This window comes from [Clostridium] saccharolyticum WM1 (assembly GCF_000144625.1).
GTDB lineage: Bacteria > Bacillota > Clostridia > Lachnospirales > Lachnospiraceae > Lacrimispora > Lacrimispora saccharolytica.
Genome location: NC_014376.1, coordinates 2,470,598 through 2,486,374, shown reverse-complemented (window position 1 = coordinate 2,486,374; position 15,777 = coordinate 2,470,598). Strand labels below are relative to the sequence as shown.

Annotated in this window: 12 protein-coding genes and 1 other annotated feature; of the genes, 6 read left to right on the top strand and 6 right to left on the bottom strand. The window is 46.6% G+C overall.

Annotated elements, in window-relative coordinates:
- Positions 1–39: 39 nt before the first annotated feature.
- From xdh to CLOSA_RS11645, 6 genes are all read right to left on the bottom strand, one after another.
- Complete coding sequence (gene xdh / locus CLOSA_RS11670; protein WP_013272972.1) at positions 40–2,604, bottom strand: selenium-dependent xanthine dehydrogenase; 2,565 nt, start codon at positions 2,602–2,604, stop codon at positions 40–42.
- A 17-nt stretch (positions 2,605–2,621) separates the two neighbouring features.
- On the bottom strand, positions 2,622–3,440 hold the full coding sequence (locus CLOSA_RS11665) for an FAD binding domain-containing protein (RefSeq protein WP_013272971.1): 819 nt from the start codon (positions 3,438–3,440) through the stop codon (positions 2,622–2,624).
- The gene (locus CLOSA_RS11660; RefSeq protein ID WP_013272970.1) at positions 3,434–3,907 is read right to left on the bottom strand and encodes a (2Fe-2S)-binding protein; all 474 of its coding nucleotides are present in this window, start codon (positions 3,905–3,907) and stop codon (positions 3,434–3,436) included. The genes CLOSA_RS11665 and CLOSA_RS11660 overlap by 7 nt, the downstream gene beginning before the upstream one ends.
- Entirely contained in the window at positions 3,907–6,033 is a 2,127-nt protein-coding gene (locus CLOSA_RS11655) for a xanthine dehydrogenase family protein molybdopterin-binding subunit (RefSeq protein ID WP_013272969.1), read from the bottom strand. Before CLOSA_RS11655 ends, CLOSA_RS11660 begins: the two co-directional genes overlap by 1 nt.
- Positions 6,034–6,040: 7 nt before the next feature.
- Positions 6,041–6,673 carry a nucleotidyltransferase family protein gene (locus CLOSA_RS11650; RefSeq protein ID WP_013272968.1) on the bottom strand — a complete coding sequence of 211 codons (633 nt, stop codon included), beginning with the start codon at positions 6,671–6,673 and terminating at the stop codon, positions 6,041–6,043.
- 95 nt (positions 6,674–6,768) lie between these two features.
- Entirely contained in the window at positions 6,769–7,698 is a 930-nt protein-coding gene (locus CLOSA_RS11645; protein ID WP_013272967.1) for an NTP transferase domain-containing protein, read from the bottom strand.
- A gap of 188 nt (positions 7,699–7,886) precedes the next feature.
- Between CLOSA_RS11645 and CLOSA_RS11640 the strand changes: the two genes are divergently transcribed.
- The 6 genes from CLOSA_RS11640 (at position 7,887) to thrS (ending at position 15,770) form a co-directional block, all read left to right on the top strand.
- Entirely contained in the window at positions 7,887–9,266 is a 1,380-nt protein-coding gene (locus CLOSA_RS11640; RefSeq protein WP_013272966.1) for an MATE family efflux transporter, read from the top strand.
- 158 nt (positions 9,267–9,424) lie between these two features.
- The gene (locus CLOSA_RS11635) at positions 9,425–10,048 is read left to right on the top strand and encodes an HAD family hydrolase (protein WP_013272964.1); all 624 of its coding nucleotides are present in this window, start codon (positions 9,425–9,427) and stop codon (positions 10,046–10,048) included.
- 109 nt (positions 10,049–10,157) lie between these two features.
- A complete protein-coding gene (locus tag CLOSA_RS11630) occupies positions 10,158–11,069 on the top strand; it encodes an acetamidase/formamidase family protein (RefSeq protein ID WP_013272963.1) in 912 nt (303 codons plus the stop codon).
- A gap of 156 nt (positions 11,070–11,225) precedes the next feature.
- Entirely contained in the window at positions 11,226–12,293 is a 1,068-nt protein-coding gene (locus CLOSA_RS11625) for a branched-chain amino acid aminotransferase (protein WP_013272962.1), read from the top strand.
- Between the two features lie 87 nt (positions 12,294–12,380).
- Complete coding sequence (locus CLOSA_RS11620) at positions 12,381–13,292, top strand: AEC family transporter (RefSeq protein WP_013272961.1); 912 nt, start codon at positions 12,381–12,383, stop codon at positions 13,290–13,292.
- 66 nt (positions 13,293–13,358) lie between these two features.
- Positions 13,359–13,575 (top strand) — a binding site (T-box leader).
- A gap of 233 nt (positions 13,576–13,808) precedes the next feature.
- Positions 13,809–15,770 (top strand): threonine--tRNA ligase, encoded by a 1,962-nt coding sequence (thrS, locus tag CLOSA_RS11615; protein ID WP_013272960.1) that lies wholly within the window; start codon positions 13,809–13,811, stop codon positions 15,768–15,770.
- Positions 15,771–15,777: the final 7 nt, after the last annotated feature.

Below are 15,777 nucleotides of genomic sequence, written 5' to 3'. Positions count from 1 at the left end.
AGGAAGGTTTTTTCTTTTACCCTTTGTTAAAAAGTTCCATTATTTCTTTTTGTAATAGGTACCCTTTAACGGCAGGCTCTGTCTGAATACTCCATCCAGCCTGTAGTATGCGTGAGCACAGGCGGGAGAGGTGGGGATCATGCACAATTCTCCGCAGCCTTTGGCGCCAAAGGAATAGGGCAGTTTATCCTCTTCCTTCGGTTGGCAGAGAATCACTTCCAGTTCAGGTGCCTCGTCTGCTCTCATAAATCCGATGGTTCCGAATTTACTGACAGGATATCCGTTTTCACATTTAAACTCTTCTGTGACGCCGTAACCGATTCCCATGATCATACCGCCTTCAATCTGGCCTTCTACCGATTGGATGTTTACAGGAGTTCCCACATCAAAGGCGGATACTGCCTTGGTGATCTTTCCTTCTTCATTTAAAATAATTACCTGAGTTCCATAGGAATACGATACGTGGCTCACAGGATTATCCTTGATGGCTCCCAGAGGATCTGTTTTTGCAGAATATTCACCGAAGAATTCCTGGCCTTCCAAGTCTGCCAGACTGTTTCCGCTGTCTAAGGCGCATTTCAGCTTTTCGCCGGCTCTGCGTGCGGCTTCTCCTGTGACAACTGTCTGGCGGGAAGCTGTGGAGGTTCCGGAGTTAGGTGTCCGTATGGTATCTGCCGCTTCAAATACAAAAAGTGCAGGATTAAGTCCGGAAGCATGACAGATTTCGGTTAAAGCCATTTGGCCGATTCCCTGTCCCATACAGGAGGCAGAGGTACGGATGTGAATCTTTCCCTGCTCAATGGAAAGAAGGACCCGGCCTACATCCATTTTGCCCATACCGGTTCCTGCATTTTTAAAGCCGCAGGCAATACCGGCGTATGGATTGGAATAATAAATATCCTTTACGGCATCAAGACAGGCTTCCATATTGGTATTGGGGTCTGCAGTCTGTCCGTTTGGAAGGACATCGCCGGGCTTGATGGCATTTCTCCGGCGGATTTCCCAGGGATCCAGACCGGCCATTTCTGCCAGCAGATTGATATTCATTTCTGTTGCAAAGCAGCTCTGTGTTACTCCAAATCCGCGGTAAGCGCCGGAAACCACGTTATTGGTATAAACGGACATACCAAAGATATCAATGTTCTGATAGTTATAGGGGCCGGCTGCGTGGGTGCAGGCACGATGGAGCACCGGGCCTCCTAAAGAGGCGTAAGCTCCTGTATCAGCAATGATGACTCCCTTCATGGCAGTCAGGCGGCCGTTTTCGTCACAGGCTGTGGTAAATTCCATTTCCATGGGATGGCGTTTTACATGGTAGTTTAAGGATTCCTGACGGCTGTATTTGATCTTGACAGGTTTTCTGATATACCAGGCCATTAAGGCAGCATACTGCTGTACCGACATATCCTCCTTGCCGCCAAAGCCGCCGCCCACTAAAGGTGCATGACAGTGAACCTTTTCCTTTGGAAGTCCCAGCATCTGGGCGCATTCTCTCTGAACGTCATAAATTGACTGGCTGGTAGTATAAATCAGCAGGCCGTCTTCTCCTTCAGGAAGCGCCACGCAGCACTCCGGCTCCATAAAGCCGTGCTCCTGCCAGGAGGTTTTGTATTTCCTTGTTACCACATATTTTGAATTTTTAATGGCTTCATCTGCATTTCCCCGCACCAGGTTGGCCCGGCTCATGATGTTGCCGTCTTCATGAATGAGAGGAGCATCTCCTTTTAAAGCCTCATAAGGGCTGGTAATGGCAGGAAGCTCGGTATAATCAACATCAATGAGAGCCAGGATTTCTTCCAGTGCTTCTGCTCGGGCCGCTGCAATGACTGCCAGGGCATTTCCAACATAACGGGTGATATCTCCTTCGCCCATGAGAACATCCCAGTCCTGCTTGATGTGGCCGATCTTATTGCATGGCACATCCTTTTTTGTAAGGATTTCCACGCAGTCCGGGTGCTCCAGCGCTTTTGACACGTCGATCCGGTTGATCCTGGCTCTGGGATACTTCGAATACAGACACTTGGCGTACAGCATGCCAGGCAGATACATATCATCGGCAAAGATACCGGTTCCGTTTACTTTTTCTGCAGCATCAATACGCTTGAAATGCTCGTTCATGTGCAGGGCAGCAGGAGGAAGGGGGATTTCCAGCTTCTCTCTGAAAAAATCGGCAGCCAGAAGGATCGCATCTTCAATTTTCTTATAGCCGGTACAGCGGCATAAATTGCCCTTGATTGCCTTTTTAACCTCAGCTCTTGTAGGCGTGAGATTGGTGTCAAGAAGGCTTTTGGCGGAAATGACCATACCGGGAATACAGAAGCCGCATTGGACGGCGCCGGCCTCTGCAAAGCAGTGTTCATAAACCTTCATTTCTTCCGGATCGATTCCTTCCACCGTAAGAATATTTTTTCCCTCCAGAGTGCTGATCTTAGGGATGCAGGCCTTTACTTTTTTTCCGTCAATGAGAACTGTACAGGTTCCGCAGGCACCTTCGCTGCAGCCATCCTTTGTAGCAGTCAGATGAAGGTCATCGCGCAAGAAACGCAGCAGCTTTTTATCGTGGGGTGTTTCGTAATCCCGTCCATTGATGTGTAGTATGTACATGTGTCAACTCCTTTCGGCTATATGCCTTTTTCTTCTAAGAAATCCTTAAGCAGGTTCATACACACTGCTTTTCGGTATTCTGCAGATACGCGGCCTCTGGTCAATACAAGGCGTTCTCCGTAAGCGGACAGCAGTTCTTCTTTTATAGCGCCGGCTTCTTCTAAGGTTTTTCCCTGTAGCCTGGCTTCCAGATCCTGAAAGCGGAGCACTGTGTCCGACACAGCGCCGAATGCGGCTGCCATCCGTTGGATCCGGCCATTCTCAACCGTGATAAGTCCTGCAAATGAAACCCGGGAGATGGCAAGCGCATTTCGCCCGCCCACCTTTTTATAATAATAATCATCCAGGCCTTGTTTGGGGATAAGTATCTCAACAATCAGTTCCTCCGGCTTTATATCCAGTTTTTTTCTACCCTGGTAAAAGTCTTCAACATTTACAGTCCGCTGACCGTGGACAGAGGATAGGCATATTTTAGCACCGCAGACAAAAAGGATCAGCACGGAATCTGCTTTGGCAGATCCGTTTCCGATATTACCCCCAAAGGTTCCCGTATTCCGGATTGCCGGGGCAGCAATTTTTGCAACGGCTTCTTTCATTAGGGGATGAATGAGATCAGATTCCAATGCCTCAGTAAACGTGACACAGGCACCGATGGAAATATAGTCCTCATCTTCCCGGATATGCCTTAATTCATCCAATCCGTTTAAGAACAGGTAGGATACGCCTTTTCTGTTTTCCACCATAAGATCTGTGCCGCCGGCATAGGGAACGGCCCCGGTATTTTTCTTTATTTCCAATGCTTCCTGCAAGGAAGCCGGTCGGTATCCATTTACCATAGTCCATTCCCCTCCTTTGCGGCTATATGAATTGCATTTACAATGGCGTTGTAACCGGTACAGCGGCATAAGTTGCCGGATAGTCCTTCCCGTATCTGGCTGTCTGTCGGATTGGGAATCTTGCTCAAAAGGGCCTCTGAGGCCAGAACCATTCCCGGGATACAAAAGCCGCACTGTACAGCTGACGTGGATGCAAAGGCCTTGTTTAATACGGCAAACCGTTCAGTTTCCCGGAATCCTTCCAGGGTGACAATGCTGGTGCCTTCCGCAGCCCCCATAGCCACACAGCAGGAATTGACAAGAATTCCATCCATCAGGACAGAACAGGCGCCGCATTCTCCTTCCTTGCATCCGCATTTGACACTGGTCATACGGAAGGCATCTCTTAACACATCCAGAAGACGGTCTGTGGCGCTGCCGTCGTAGGAGGCTTCCTTTCCGTTTAACAGAAAATTAATTGCTTCCATTATAACCCCTCCTTCATAATCACTTTCATGGTATCCTCTGCGGTAAACGGAGCGTGATTCAGCTTGACTCCATGACCCAGGGCTTGTTCCACCGCTTCCACATAAGCGGCAGGAACCCCGACCAGAGGAAGTTCTCCGGCACCTTTGGCCCCGTAAGGCCCGTCAGGGTATTTTTCCACGTGCAGCATACATGTTAAATTTGTCACATCTGCGGAAGTGGGGATTAAATAATCAGAGAAAGAATTGTTTCGTATTCTTCCTTTCTGGTCGTAATCCATATATTCGGTGGAAGCATAACCGATTCCCTGAAGGAATCCGCCTTCCATTTGTCCCATGACGATGTTGTAGTCAATGGGAGTACCTACGTCAAAATTGCCGTAAGCCCCAAGGATTTTTGTCAGTCCCGTATAGGTATCTACTTCCACCTCCACAGCATTGACACCCCATGCATAGGTGGGATAAGCATCACCCTGAAACTTATCCAGGTAAAAGGGAATGACAAAATCAGGTTCCTTAAACCGTTCCTCCACCACCTGATCTTCTCCGTCCTTCCATTGGGTGCGCAGCTTAATGGCGCAGCGGCGGAGGAGTTCCCCTACGACCATGAGGGAGCGGGAGGCAACGGTAGGGCCGGAATCCGGTACCCTGGCCGTATCTGGATGATCGTAATAGACCTTATCAAGAGGCAGGTTTAATTCGTTAGCAACAATTTTGGGAAATGTAGTACGCAGACCCTGGCCGATTTCTCCATTGGAGGCGAGGATCTCCACCGTGCCGTCAGGATATTTGTGCAGCCTGCATACGGCTTTGATAATGTCCCGTTCCCCCGAGCCGGTAAATCCCGCTCCATGAAAGTGCATGGAAAATCCCATCCCTTTGCGGTACCGTCCGGTCTGAGGCTTTGCATATTCCCTGTGTTTTCTGCGGAGGTCACATGCATGGTCGATCTCCTGGATCATGGCGGGAATGGGGACAGGAAAATGGTATTTTCCGGAGGTGGAAGTGGAATCCCCCTGCTTTACAATGTGCTTTTCCTTAAATTCCAGACTGTCGATTCCAAGGTCCATAGCAATGTGGTCCATCATCCGTTCAACAGCAAAAAATGTCTGAGGGGCACCAAACCCACGATAGGCCCCGGTAGGAGTGGTGTTGGTTTTTAAAGCCCTTCCCCGTACGTGAAGGTTTTCAATGTTGTAGATTCCGTTTGAGCAGATAAGACCCCGCTGAAGAACTACGGCAGACAGGGTGGTGTAAGCACCGCTGTTGAATTTTACATCAATGTCCATGGCTGTCACTTTGCCTTCCTTTACTGCAACCTTGTATCTGCAGAGGGAAGGATGCCGTTTGGAGGTGAACTCTAAATCCTCCCGGCGGTCAAAGATGCAGCGCACCGGGGCACCGGCTTTTTTGGCAGCTACGGCCACCTGGCAGCCCAGGATTGACGGAAAGGCTTCTTTCCCCCCGAACCCTCCGCCAGTCACATCCTGTTTGATATGTACTTTATCCGGTCCGCAGCCAAGGGCGCGCATAATAGCTCCGTGAACGTAATAGGCACATTGGAGAGAGCCGTGGATGAACATTGTTCCGCTTTCCTCAGGTTCTGCCATCATGCCCTGGGTTTCTAAATAGGTCTGGTCCTGATAACCGGTGATAAATTCTTCTTCATATACCTTATCGGCTTCAGCAAAGGCCTTCTCCATATCCCCTTTGCCATATTCGTAATCAAAGAATACCGTATCCGCCTTTCTAAGATCCAGGACAGGCTCCAGTTCTTCATAAGATACCTGGATCTCATCCAGGATGCGGTCTACCACTGATTCTACCGGTCCTACTACCATTCCGATAGGCTCACCGATGTATTCTACGGTTTCCCGGGCATAGACAGGCGTATCATCCATGACGATGTTCACATTGTTGTCACCGGGTACATCAGACTGATCGACGTAAAAATATCCGTCGGGAAGCGGTGGAATGTTTACGGCAGAAAGCCTTGCACGGGCCAGCTTGGAACGTAGCATTTTTCCTACCAGGACCCCGTCATTTTCATAGTCGCCTACATAAACAGAGCGGCCGGACATCTTTGCTTCATGGTCTTTCTTTACTACTGGCTGACTGATGTTTTCCATTGTTTCATTACCTCCTGTTAAAAGTTAGCCGGGCGAACCGGCTGATGCAGACTTCATAATCTTCCATGGTATCTACGTCCATCCATACACCGTCATCATCCACCGGAACGTGAATAATGGAATCCTCCTGCAGCTTCCATATCTGCCGAAGACCGCCTTCTCCTTTAAATTCCAGTATGAGATTACGGAATCTGTAATCAATGAGAGGCGGGTGCTTCCGGTAACCTTCCAGAGTGGGAAAGAGAACCGACGGCCGGTCGGCCGGCCAGGCTTTTAAAAGCTTAAGGAATGTGCCTTTCCTGACTACCGGCATGTCGCCTGGCAGCAGGAAAAAGGCTTTGCATTGGGGCATGGAGCAAAGACCATATTTTATGGAGGTCAGCATATCTGTAGTTTCATAGTGAGGATTGCGGGCATAAATGATTTCTCGCCCATAATGAAGGCGAAGGATTGACTCGATATCATTTCCACGGTAACCCAGGACGATTACGATCTGTTTCACTCCGGCTGCCAGCATGCTGTCAATGGTACTTTCAATCAGGGTTTTCCCCCGAAACGGCATCAGCGGCTTAAAATCCCCCATGCGGCTGGATAATCCTGCGGCCAGTATGAGACCGCAGGCAGAACTGGCTCCAAGCATAAAAAATCACCCCTTCTATAACAACACTATGATTGATAATGTTATTATAAAAGGGGGTTATGGATGTTTCAAATTCTTCCTGGGAAGCACTCGCTTTACCGGAATAATCCGCTGTCACGGAACAGGGTGGAAAATTCCTTTTGTGTAAACTGAAAGATGTTATCTTCCAGCTTCTGCCAGTTTATTAAGAATTGGATTCCCTGTAGGGTCAGCGTGGTGTTTCCGCCCCGTCTGCCTCCGTGCTTCCGTTCTACTATGGGATATCCTGTTTCTGCTTCCAGTTTATTTAACATATCCCAGGCTTTGCCGTAGGATAGGGCCATGCGGTCACAGGCGCTGCGGACGGAATGGGTGTCAAGGATCAGATACAGCAGGAGCTTGATTCTTGTATGAAAGAAAATAGATTCTCTTTGAAGGTTCAGATGGACCGTTGGATGGAGAAGTGCCCGGTTATGTTCTGCCAGGTATGCCTCCAACTGCCGGGAATCCCTGACGCTGATATAGATTCCTGGGTCATCCACCGGAAGAAAGATGCGGCGGCCAGCCATGGCAGTAATGGCTGCCTTTAAGCCTCCGTTTCCTGCGTAGGCAATGATCTCTGGAATAATTGTTTCAGAAAGGACAATCGGATGGCCGCCTTTGTCTTTACAGGAAGGCGTTACAATATCCCCGGAGGCAGCCAGAAGACTGCTTAAAGTTACTGGTGTGAACATGGGGACGTTCACCGGTGTGAATACCATCCGGTCACATTTTCCCAGTAAATATTTCAGGCCAATTTTAACAGAGTCAATAAGTTCCGGCTGTTCACAGTTCTCATTGCGGATAAAAATCACGCCATAGCTGGACAACTGGTATTTTACTTCATCCTCCTCGGCCCCGGTCACCACAACAATGGGAAAAATGCCTGCCTGCTGAAAGGATATTACAATGCGTTTGATTATGGGGATTGTCCCGATCTGCAGTAAAGGTTCCGCATCTTTTTTGCTGGCGGCTGCAATGACTCCGCCAATCCGGCTGATTTTCATTTAGGATCTTCCTCCTTAAATCAATATCTGCTTCAATCATAGCATGCAGCCGGCAGTGGGGCAAGTTCTTGTAACAAGGATCTTGACAGGATTACGAATACATAGGTTTTATTGCTCTAAGGGGAAAAACCGGATGCAAAATCAGAAGGATAATGGTATGATAAAGCAGGTAAGGAGGCAGTAAAGCTATGAAAGATACAAAAAATGACTTTTCTAAAGGAAACGTAGTGGAAAACATATTGAAACTGGCTGTTCCCATGACATTGGCCCAGCTCATCAATGTGCTTTACAATATTGTAGACAGAATTTACATAGGCAGAATTCCGGAAAATGCGACCCTGGCCTTAACAGGGCTTGGTCTTTGCCTTCCCATCATATCCGTAGTCATTGCCTTTTCCAACTTGTTCGGCATGGGCGGTGCGCCTTTGTGTTCCATTGAGAGAGGGCGGGGAAATGAAAAAGAGGCAGAAAGGATCATGGGAAATTCCTTTATCCTCCTGGTTGTCTTTGGACTGGGCCTCACTGTTTTGGGCCTGGCTTTTAAAAAGCCCATGCTGTACTTGTTTGGAGCCAGCGACTTAACCTATCCTTATGCGGATCAATACATCAGTATTTACTTATTAGGCAATGTGTTTGTCATGATCGGCCTGGGAATGAACAGCTTTATCAATTCCCAGGGATTTGGGACCATGGGGATGGGAACCGTTCTTTTGGGAGCAGTTGCCAATATTATATTAGATCCCATATTTATTTTTGCTCTGGGTATGGGGGTAAGAGGAGCAGCCCTTGCCACTATTTTGTCCCAGTTTCTTTCTGCTCTCTGGATCGTTAAATTTCTGACGGGGAAGAAGACTATTTTAACACTTAAGACTTCCTGCTTTCGTTTAAGGAAGCACAGGGTAAAAGATATCATTGCCCTGGGAATGTCAGGCTTTACCATGTCTATGACCAACAGTCTGGTGCAGATCATGTATAATGTCTCCCTTCAGCATTATGGCGGGGACTTATATGTGGGAATTATGACCGTTATCAATTCGGTCAGGGAAGTGATTTCCATGCCTGTTAGCGGCATAACCAACGGTGCCCAGCCGGTCATGGGCTTTAATTACGGGGCAGGAAAGAATGACCGGGTAAAGCGGGCTATTATTTTCACCTCGGCGGTTTCCATCGCATATACTGCAGTCATGTGGGGGCTGGTCCATGGCTTTCCGGAGTTTTTTATCCGGATTTTCAATCAGGAAGAGGAACTTCTGAAAGCAGGTGTTCCGGCCATGCGGATCTATTACTTCGGCTTTTTTTTCATGTCCCTGCAATTTGCCGGGCAGTCTGTGTTTGTCGCTTTGGGAAAAGCAAAAAAGGCAGTGTTCTTTTCCATTTTCCGCAAGGTTGTGATTGTAACTCCCCTGATCCTCATTCTTCCCGGTGTACTTGATAACGGGACCGCAGGGGTTTTTATGGCGGAGCCGGTTTCCAATCTCATCGGAGGCGGAGCCTGCTTTTTGACCATGCTGGCTACCATATGGCCGGAGCTTAGTGATAAAGAGAAAACCAAGGCTGGTACAGAATGAATAAAAGGGTGGAAGAAAAGAACCTGTATTTATTTGATTATATACATTATATAGGAATTAATGGTATAATTAAGGTGTTACGAGTCTGCGATTCCGTATGCACTTGTAAATGATTATCTGATAGTGTAATAAGAGTGTTTTTATGGGGGAGGGCGTAAATGTATAATTATATTATATTTGATATTGATGGTACAATTTTAGATACTGAAATTGCAGTTTTATCGTCACTTCAAAAATTATTGCTGGAAGAACGAAATGAAAATTTTAGTTTTGAAGATTTAAGTTTTGCTTTGGGGATTCCAGGAGAAGCAGCATTAAGTAAACTTGGAATAACTGATCTTTTAGAATCAAATGAGAAATGGAATAAATATTTGAAAGATTATTTTCATCATGTAAAGGTTTTTGATGACGTGAAGGATACTTTAGTTAAATTAAACGAAATGGGAATTGCAACAGGTATCGTTACCTCAAAGACGAAACAAGAGTTTATAAATGACTTTGAACCGTTTGGATTATCCAATTACTTTAAATTAGTTGTTTGTGCAGATGATACAGAAAAACATAAACCTGATCCGGAGCCAATTTTAAAATTCATTGAATTGTCTGGAGCAGATAAATCCAAGGCGATATACATTGGAGATACGAAATATGATAGAGACTGTGCAGTTGGTGCTGGCATCGATTTTGCATTAGCATTATGGGGCGCTAAAACATCAACGGGAATTCATGCAAATTATATTTTTGAAACTCCGAAACAAATATTGGAACATATAATCAAATAATATGAATTCTTGTAAAAATGTGAATTAAGGGAAGTCCCCAAATGACTTCCCTTAATAAATGTTATATACAATGCAATTTTAAAACATAGCCCCGAAAAAGGAGAAGAATATGAAGACCATAACCAGGAATTATATTACTAATATGATTTCAAAGGAGAATCCGCCTTGTGACAGGATCAGTGCAGGAGAGATCGTGGCCTTTGAGACCTATGACTGTTTCACGAACCAGTTTCTTCCGGAAGAAGCGACGTTTGAAAATGTGGTAAGGCTGCCGGGAAATCCTGCTACAGGCCCCCTCTATATTGAAGGGGCGCTGCCAGGGGACATGCTTAAGATCGATATTCTGGATATTGAGATGGGGCCGGTGGGAATTGTCATGCTTGGGCCCGGCAGTGGAAGTGAAAAGGAGGAATTTTCCCGGAAAGTATTAAGGCGGGTTCCTGTAAAAGGCGGATATGCCTATTTTAATGATAAAGTCAAAATTCCGGTCAGGCCCATGATCGGCGTCATCGGCGTGGCACCGGCAGGGGATGGGATTTCTACCATTACTCCCATGGATCACGGCGGAAATATGGACTGCACCCAGGTAAAAAAGGGAGCTTCCCTGTATCTGCCTGTATTTGCGGAGGGAGCGCTTTTGTCCATGGGAGATTTTCATGCTATCATGGGAGACGGCGAGGTAGAGGATTGCGGCCTGGAAATAGAAGGACGGGCTATCGTAAGGGTGAGTGTGGTGCGCAATAAAAACTGTGTCTCCTATCCGATGATTGAGACAGAGGATAAACTTATTACCATTGCATCCAGGGAAGCGGTGGAGGAAGCATGGCGGGCGGCAGCCAGACAAATGTATGATTTCCTGAAGGAGAAGGTGGGAATGGATTATGAAGAGGCCGGAATGCTCCTTACCATGACCGGGGACCTGGCCATCTGCCAGACAGTAAACCCGATGAAGACAGTGAGAATGGAGCTCCCCCGTCATATAACTCAAAGTTATGGTTTTGATTCCATTTCGGTAGAGTAAAAAAGGCTGAAATTTCTTGACATCCAGCGCTTTTTGGAAGATAATGATAGACAAATTATAGAAACTGACAGATATGCCGGTAAGGGAAACACCCTCCAGGTATCCCTTTATGTCCAGACAGCATGGGCACCTCAAGAGGAAAGGAAGAAGTATCACATGGAGAAAATCAGAATTGAAAAATCAGCTTGTCTGAAAGAAAAACCAGGCAAAGATAACCCGTTGACATTTGGAACCATCTTTACGGACCACATGTTTGAAGTGGATTATGAAGAAGGAAAGGGCTGGTATGACCCCAGGGTCGTTCCATATCATAAACTGGAGCTGGACCCGTCTTCCATGGTATTCCACTACGGTCAGGAGATGTTTGAGGGTTTAAAAGCATACAAGGCAGAAGACGGAAGGGTCTTATTGTTCCGTCCGGATAAGAATATTGAGCGTGCCAACAGAAGCAACCGCAGGCTTTGCATGCCTGAGATCCCGGAGGATTTATTTTTAGAGGGATTAAAAACAGTTGTAAGTGTGGATCAGGACTGGATTCCCACAAAGCCGGGTACCTCTCTTTATATCAGACCATTTATGATTGCCACCGATCCCTTCCTTGGGGTCAGACCATCCAATACCTACAAATTCATGATCATTTTATCTCCTGTTGGAGCTTATTATGCCAGCGGACTTGATCCGGTTAAGATCTGGATTGAGGATGAATATGTAAGAGCAGTAAAAGGCGGCATCGGAGAGGCAAAGACCGGAGGAAATTACGTTGCGTCCCTGGCTTCTCAGGTAAAGGCTCATGACGAAGGGTATTCCCAGGTGTTATGGCTTGACGGCGTCCAACGGAAATACATCGAGGAAGTAGGAGCCATGAACATCTTTTTTAAGATCAACGGCGTGGTCATCACACCAGAGTTAAACGGAAGCATCCTTCCGGGTGTTACCAGAGATTCTGTCATTGCCCTGTGCAAAAAATGGGGGGTCGCTGTTGAGGAACGGAAAATATCTGTTGATGAGGTGGTTTCTGCGGCAAGATCAGGTGCAATGGAAGAGTGTTTTGGAACAGGAACTGCGGCGGTTATATCCCCGGTGGGTGAACTTCGCTTTGAGGAAGACAGAATGTCTGTGGGAGGCGGAAGGATCGGGGAACTGACCCAGAAGCTTTATGATTCCATTACCGGTATCCAGCTTGGCAAGGCCGAAGGGCCGAAAGGCTGGGTTGTGGAAGTATAATAAAATCTGACAAACTTTCCGGCGGAGCTGATAAAAAGGCGCCGCCGGAAGCTTTGAGAAAAGACAGAAAGAAAAAGGGAGCCGGATATGACAGCAGTTCTGATAAAAGCAGGCGCATTTGTATCAATTATTATGATGGGATACCTGCTCAAACGGGCAGGTTTTTTTCAGGCAAAGGATTTTTATCTGGTTTCCAGAATCGTGATCAAGATTACGCTTCCGGCAGCCATTGTTTCTAATTTCAGCAGGATCACCATGGATTATTCCCTTCTTTTTGTATGTGTGATCGGTTTTTTATGCAATTGCGTCACAGTTGCCGCCGGGTATGGGATGTATGCAGCAAGGTCAAAAGAATCAAAGGCTTTTGCCATGCTCAATATGTCAGGGTATAATGTGGGAAACTTCACCATGCCCTTTGTGCAAAGCTTTTTAAGTCCGGTAGGTTTTGCAGCTACGAGCCTGTTTGATGCAGGAAATGCCGTTATGTGTACCGGAATGACTTATACTCTGGCCAGTATGGTCATAGGAGAGGAGGAAAAGCCTTCCGTAAAAAAAGCAGTGCTCAAGCTATTTTCTTCGGCTCCTTTTGACGCTTATGTCCTTATGACAGTTTTAAGCATATTAAATATAAAGCTGCCTTCTGTCCTGATCAGCCTGGCAGATACAGCAGGAGGGGCCAATGCTTTTCTTGCCCTTTTAATGATCGGCATCGGCTTTGAGATCCGTATGGAAAAGGAAAAGATGGGCCACATTCTCAGGATATTAGGGGGACGTTATATTCTTGGGATTTTAATGGCGGTGGGATTTTATTATCTGACACCCTTTGAGCTGGAGGTGCGGCAGGCACTGGCCATTGTGTCCCTTGGTCCTGTATCTTCCGTGGCGCCTGCCTTTACCGGAGCTTTAAAAGGAGATGTGGAGACGGCAAGTGCCATTAATTCTCTTTCCATTGTACTTAGCATAGCAGCAATTACGGCAGCTTTGATCATCCTTTTATGAAAAATTTTTCATGACACTTGACAAACTTCCTAACCGTGCTATAATCTAAAACTATAATGTAATATTGAAAAAGCATTGACAAGACCAGTATTATATCAGGAAAGGTCAGAGAGAGGCGTGTTTGGTGAAAGCGTCTTACGGGAATGATATGAGAAAACCAGCTTGGAGCGTCCCCTAATTGGGAACGGTGACACCGTTATCGTCGTAAGAAGTGGTTTGGACAGTTATTTTGTCCGCTCAAAAAGGGTGGAACCGCGATTTTTAGAATAGAATCGTCCCTTTCTGTATGGAAGCATACGGAAAGGGGCTTTTTTTATTTGTGAGGACGATGAAGCGGACGAATATACTTGCTTATTCATTGGCGATTGCCGCGGCAGCAAGAAAAATCCAAAAAGCAAGTTTTCAAATTTAGCCTGGCAGGAAGCAGCGTGGCTGTTCCGAAGGCTATAAAGCAAAGGGGATGTCCCCTTTGGAATGAGATTATTTTAAAAAATAAGTAAAGGAGATTGATGGCAAATGAAGATTACATTAAAAGACGGTTCAGTCAAGGAATATGAACATGCAATGTCAGTGATTGATATCGCTTCCGATATAAGCGAAGGTCTGGCTAGAAATGCCTGTGCAGGCGAAGTGGATGGAAAGGTTGTGGATTTAAGGACCGTTATTGACGGGGACTGCAGCTTAAGCATTCTCACTGTCAGCGATCCGGCAGGTCTTTCCGCTTATCGCCATACAGCAAGCCATATTCTGGCACAGGCTGTAAAAAGGCTGTATCCCCAGGCAAAGCTTGCTATCGGACCTTCGATTGAAAATGGGTTTTATTATGATTTTGATATTCCTTCCTTTTCTAGAGAAGATCTGGATAAAATTGAAGATGAAATGAAGAAGATCATTAAAGAAGGGGTCAAAATTGAGCGCTTTACTCTTCCTAGAGAAGAAGCAATTAAATTTATGGAGGAAAAGGGCGAGCCTTATAAGGTGGAGCTGATTCAGGATCTTCCGGAGGGGGCAGAGATTTCCTTCTACCGGCAGGGCGAGTTTACGGATCTATGTGCAGGCCCCCATTTGATGAACACAAAATCCATTAAGGCATATAAGCTCATCTCTTCTTCAGGCGCATATTGGAGAGGCAGCGAGAAGAATGCCATGCTTACCCGGGTTTACGGCACCGCTTTTGCCAAAAAAGAAGAATTGAATGAACATCTGGAATATCTGGCAAGTATCAAAAACCGGGATCATAACAAACTGGGCCGTGACCTGGAGATTTTCGCTACGGTCGATGTGATCGGCCAGGGGCTTCCCCTTCTGATGCCCAAAGGGGCAAAGATTGTCCAGACCTTGCAGAGATGGATTGAGGACGAGGAAGAAAAGCGGGGCTATATGCGAACAAAGACTCCTCTTATGGCAAAGAAGGATTTGTATATCATTTCCGACCATTGGGATCACTATAAGGAAGGGATGTTTGTTCTGGGAAATGAGGAAACCGACGATGAGGTATTCGCCCTCCGCCCAATGACCTGCCCGTTCCAATACTATGTTTATAAGCAGAGCCAGAAATCTTACCGTGACCTGCCATGCAGATACGGCGAGACTTCCACCCTTTTCCGCAACGAAGATTCCGGCGAGATGCACGGATTGACCCGCGTCCGCCAGTTCACCATTTCCGAAGGACATCTGATCGTACGTCCTGACCAGATTGAAGAAGAATTTAAAGGCTGCGTGGATTTGGCAAAATACTGTCTTACAACACTGGGACTGGAAGGCGATGTAACCTACCGGATGTCCAAATGGGATCCAAACAACGCAGACCACTATCTGGGTACGCCTGAGATGTGGGATGAAGTGGAAGACATGATGCGGAAGATCCTGGATCATATTGGAATCCAGTATACGGAAGCCGCCGGAGAAGCGGCATTTTACGGCCCCAAGCTGGATATTCAGGCAAAGAACGTATACGGCAAAGAAGATACCATGATCACCATTCAGCTTGATATGTTCCTGGCAGAGCGCTTTGATATGAGCTTTGTGGATAAGGATGGAACCAAGAAACGTCCTTATATTATCCACAGAACTTCCATGGGCTGCTATGAAAGAACCCTGGCATGGCTGATTGAAAAATATGAAGGAGCATTTCCGACCTGGTTATGCCCTGAGCAGGTACGCATTCTTCCTATTTCTGAAAAATACCATGAATATGCCGGCAAGGTTGCGGCTCAGTTAAAGGAAAACGGCATTCTTGCAACCGTTGACGAACGTGCGGAAAAAATCGGATACAAGATCCGCGAAGCGCGTCTGTCAAAGCTTCCTTATATGCTGGTGGTAGGACAGAAGGAGGAAGAGGAAGGCGTGGTATCAGTACGCAGCCGTTTTAACGGTGATGAGGGCCAGCACCCGCTTTCCGGTTTTATTGATGATATCTGCCGGGAGATTCGTACAAAGGAAATCAAAAAGATAAATATAACAGAAGAAACCAAATAAATAAAAA

Excerpts from the sequence above, each read along its gene's own strand:
- CLOSA_RS11640 (WP_013272966.1), top strand. The coding sequence starts at position 7,887 with ATGAAAGATACAAAAAATGACTTTTCTAAAGGAAACGTAGTGGAAAAC.
- xdh (WP_013272972.1), bottom strand. The coding sequence starts at position 2,604 with ATGTACATACTACACATCAATGGACGGGATTACGAAACACCCCACGAT.
- CLOSA_RS11660 (WP_013272970.1), bottom strand. The coding sequence starts at position 3,907 with ATGGAAGCAATTAATTTTCTGTTAAACGGAAAGGAAGCCTCCTACGAC.
- thrS (WP_013272960.1), top strand. The coding sequence starts at position 13,809 with ATGAAGATTACATTAAAAGACGGTTCAGTCAAGGAATATGAACATGCA.
- CLOSA_RS11630 (WP_013272963.1), top strand. The coding sequence starts at position 10,158 with ATGAAGACCATAACCAGGAATTATATTACTAATATGATTTCAAAGGAG.
- CLOSA_RS11645 (WP_013272967.1), bottom strand. The coding sequence starts at position 7,698 with ATGAAAATCAGCCGGATTGGCGGAGTCATTGCAGCCGCCAGCAAAAAA.
- CLOSA_RS11625 (WP_013272962.1), top strand. The coding sequence starts at position 11,226 with ATGGAGAAAATCAGAATTGAAAAATCAGCTTGTCTGAAAGAAAAACCA.
- CLOSA_RS11655 (WP_013272969.1), bottom strand. The coding sequence starts at position 6,033 with ATGGAAAACATCAGTCAGCCAGTAGTAAAGAAAGACCATGAAGCAAAG.
- CLOSA_RS11665 (WP_013272971.1), bottom strand. The coding sequence starts at position 3,440 with ATGGTAAATGGATACCGACCGGCTTCCTTGCAGGAAGCATTGGAAATA.
- CLOSA_RS11635 (WP_013272964.1), top strand. The coding sequence starts at position 9,425 with ATGTATAATTATATTATATTTGATATTGATGGTACAATTTTAGATACT.
- CLOSA_RS11650 (WP_013272968.1), bottom strand. The coding sequence starts at position 6,673 with ATGCTTGGAGCCAGTTCTGCCTGCGGTCTCATACTGGCCGCAGGATTA.
- CLOSA_RS11620 (WP_013272961.1), top strand. The coding sequence starts at position 12,381 with ATGACAGCAGTTCTGATAAAAGCAGGCGCATTTGTATCAATTATTATG.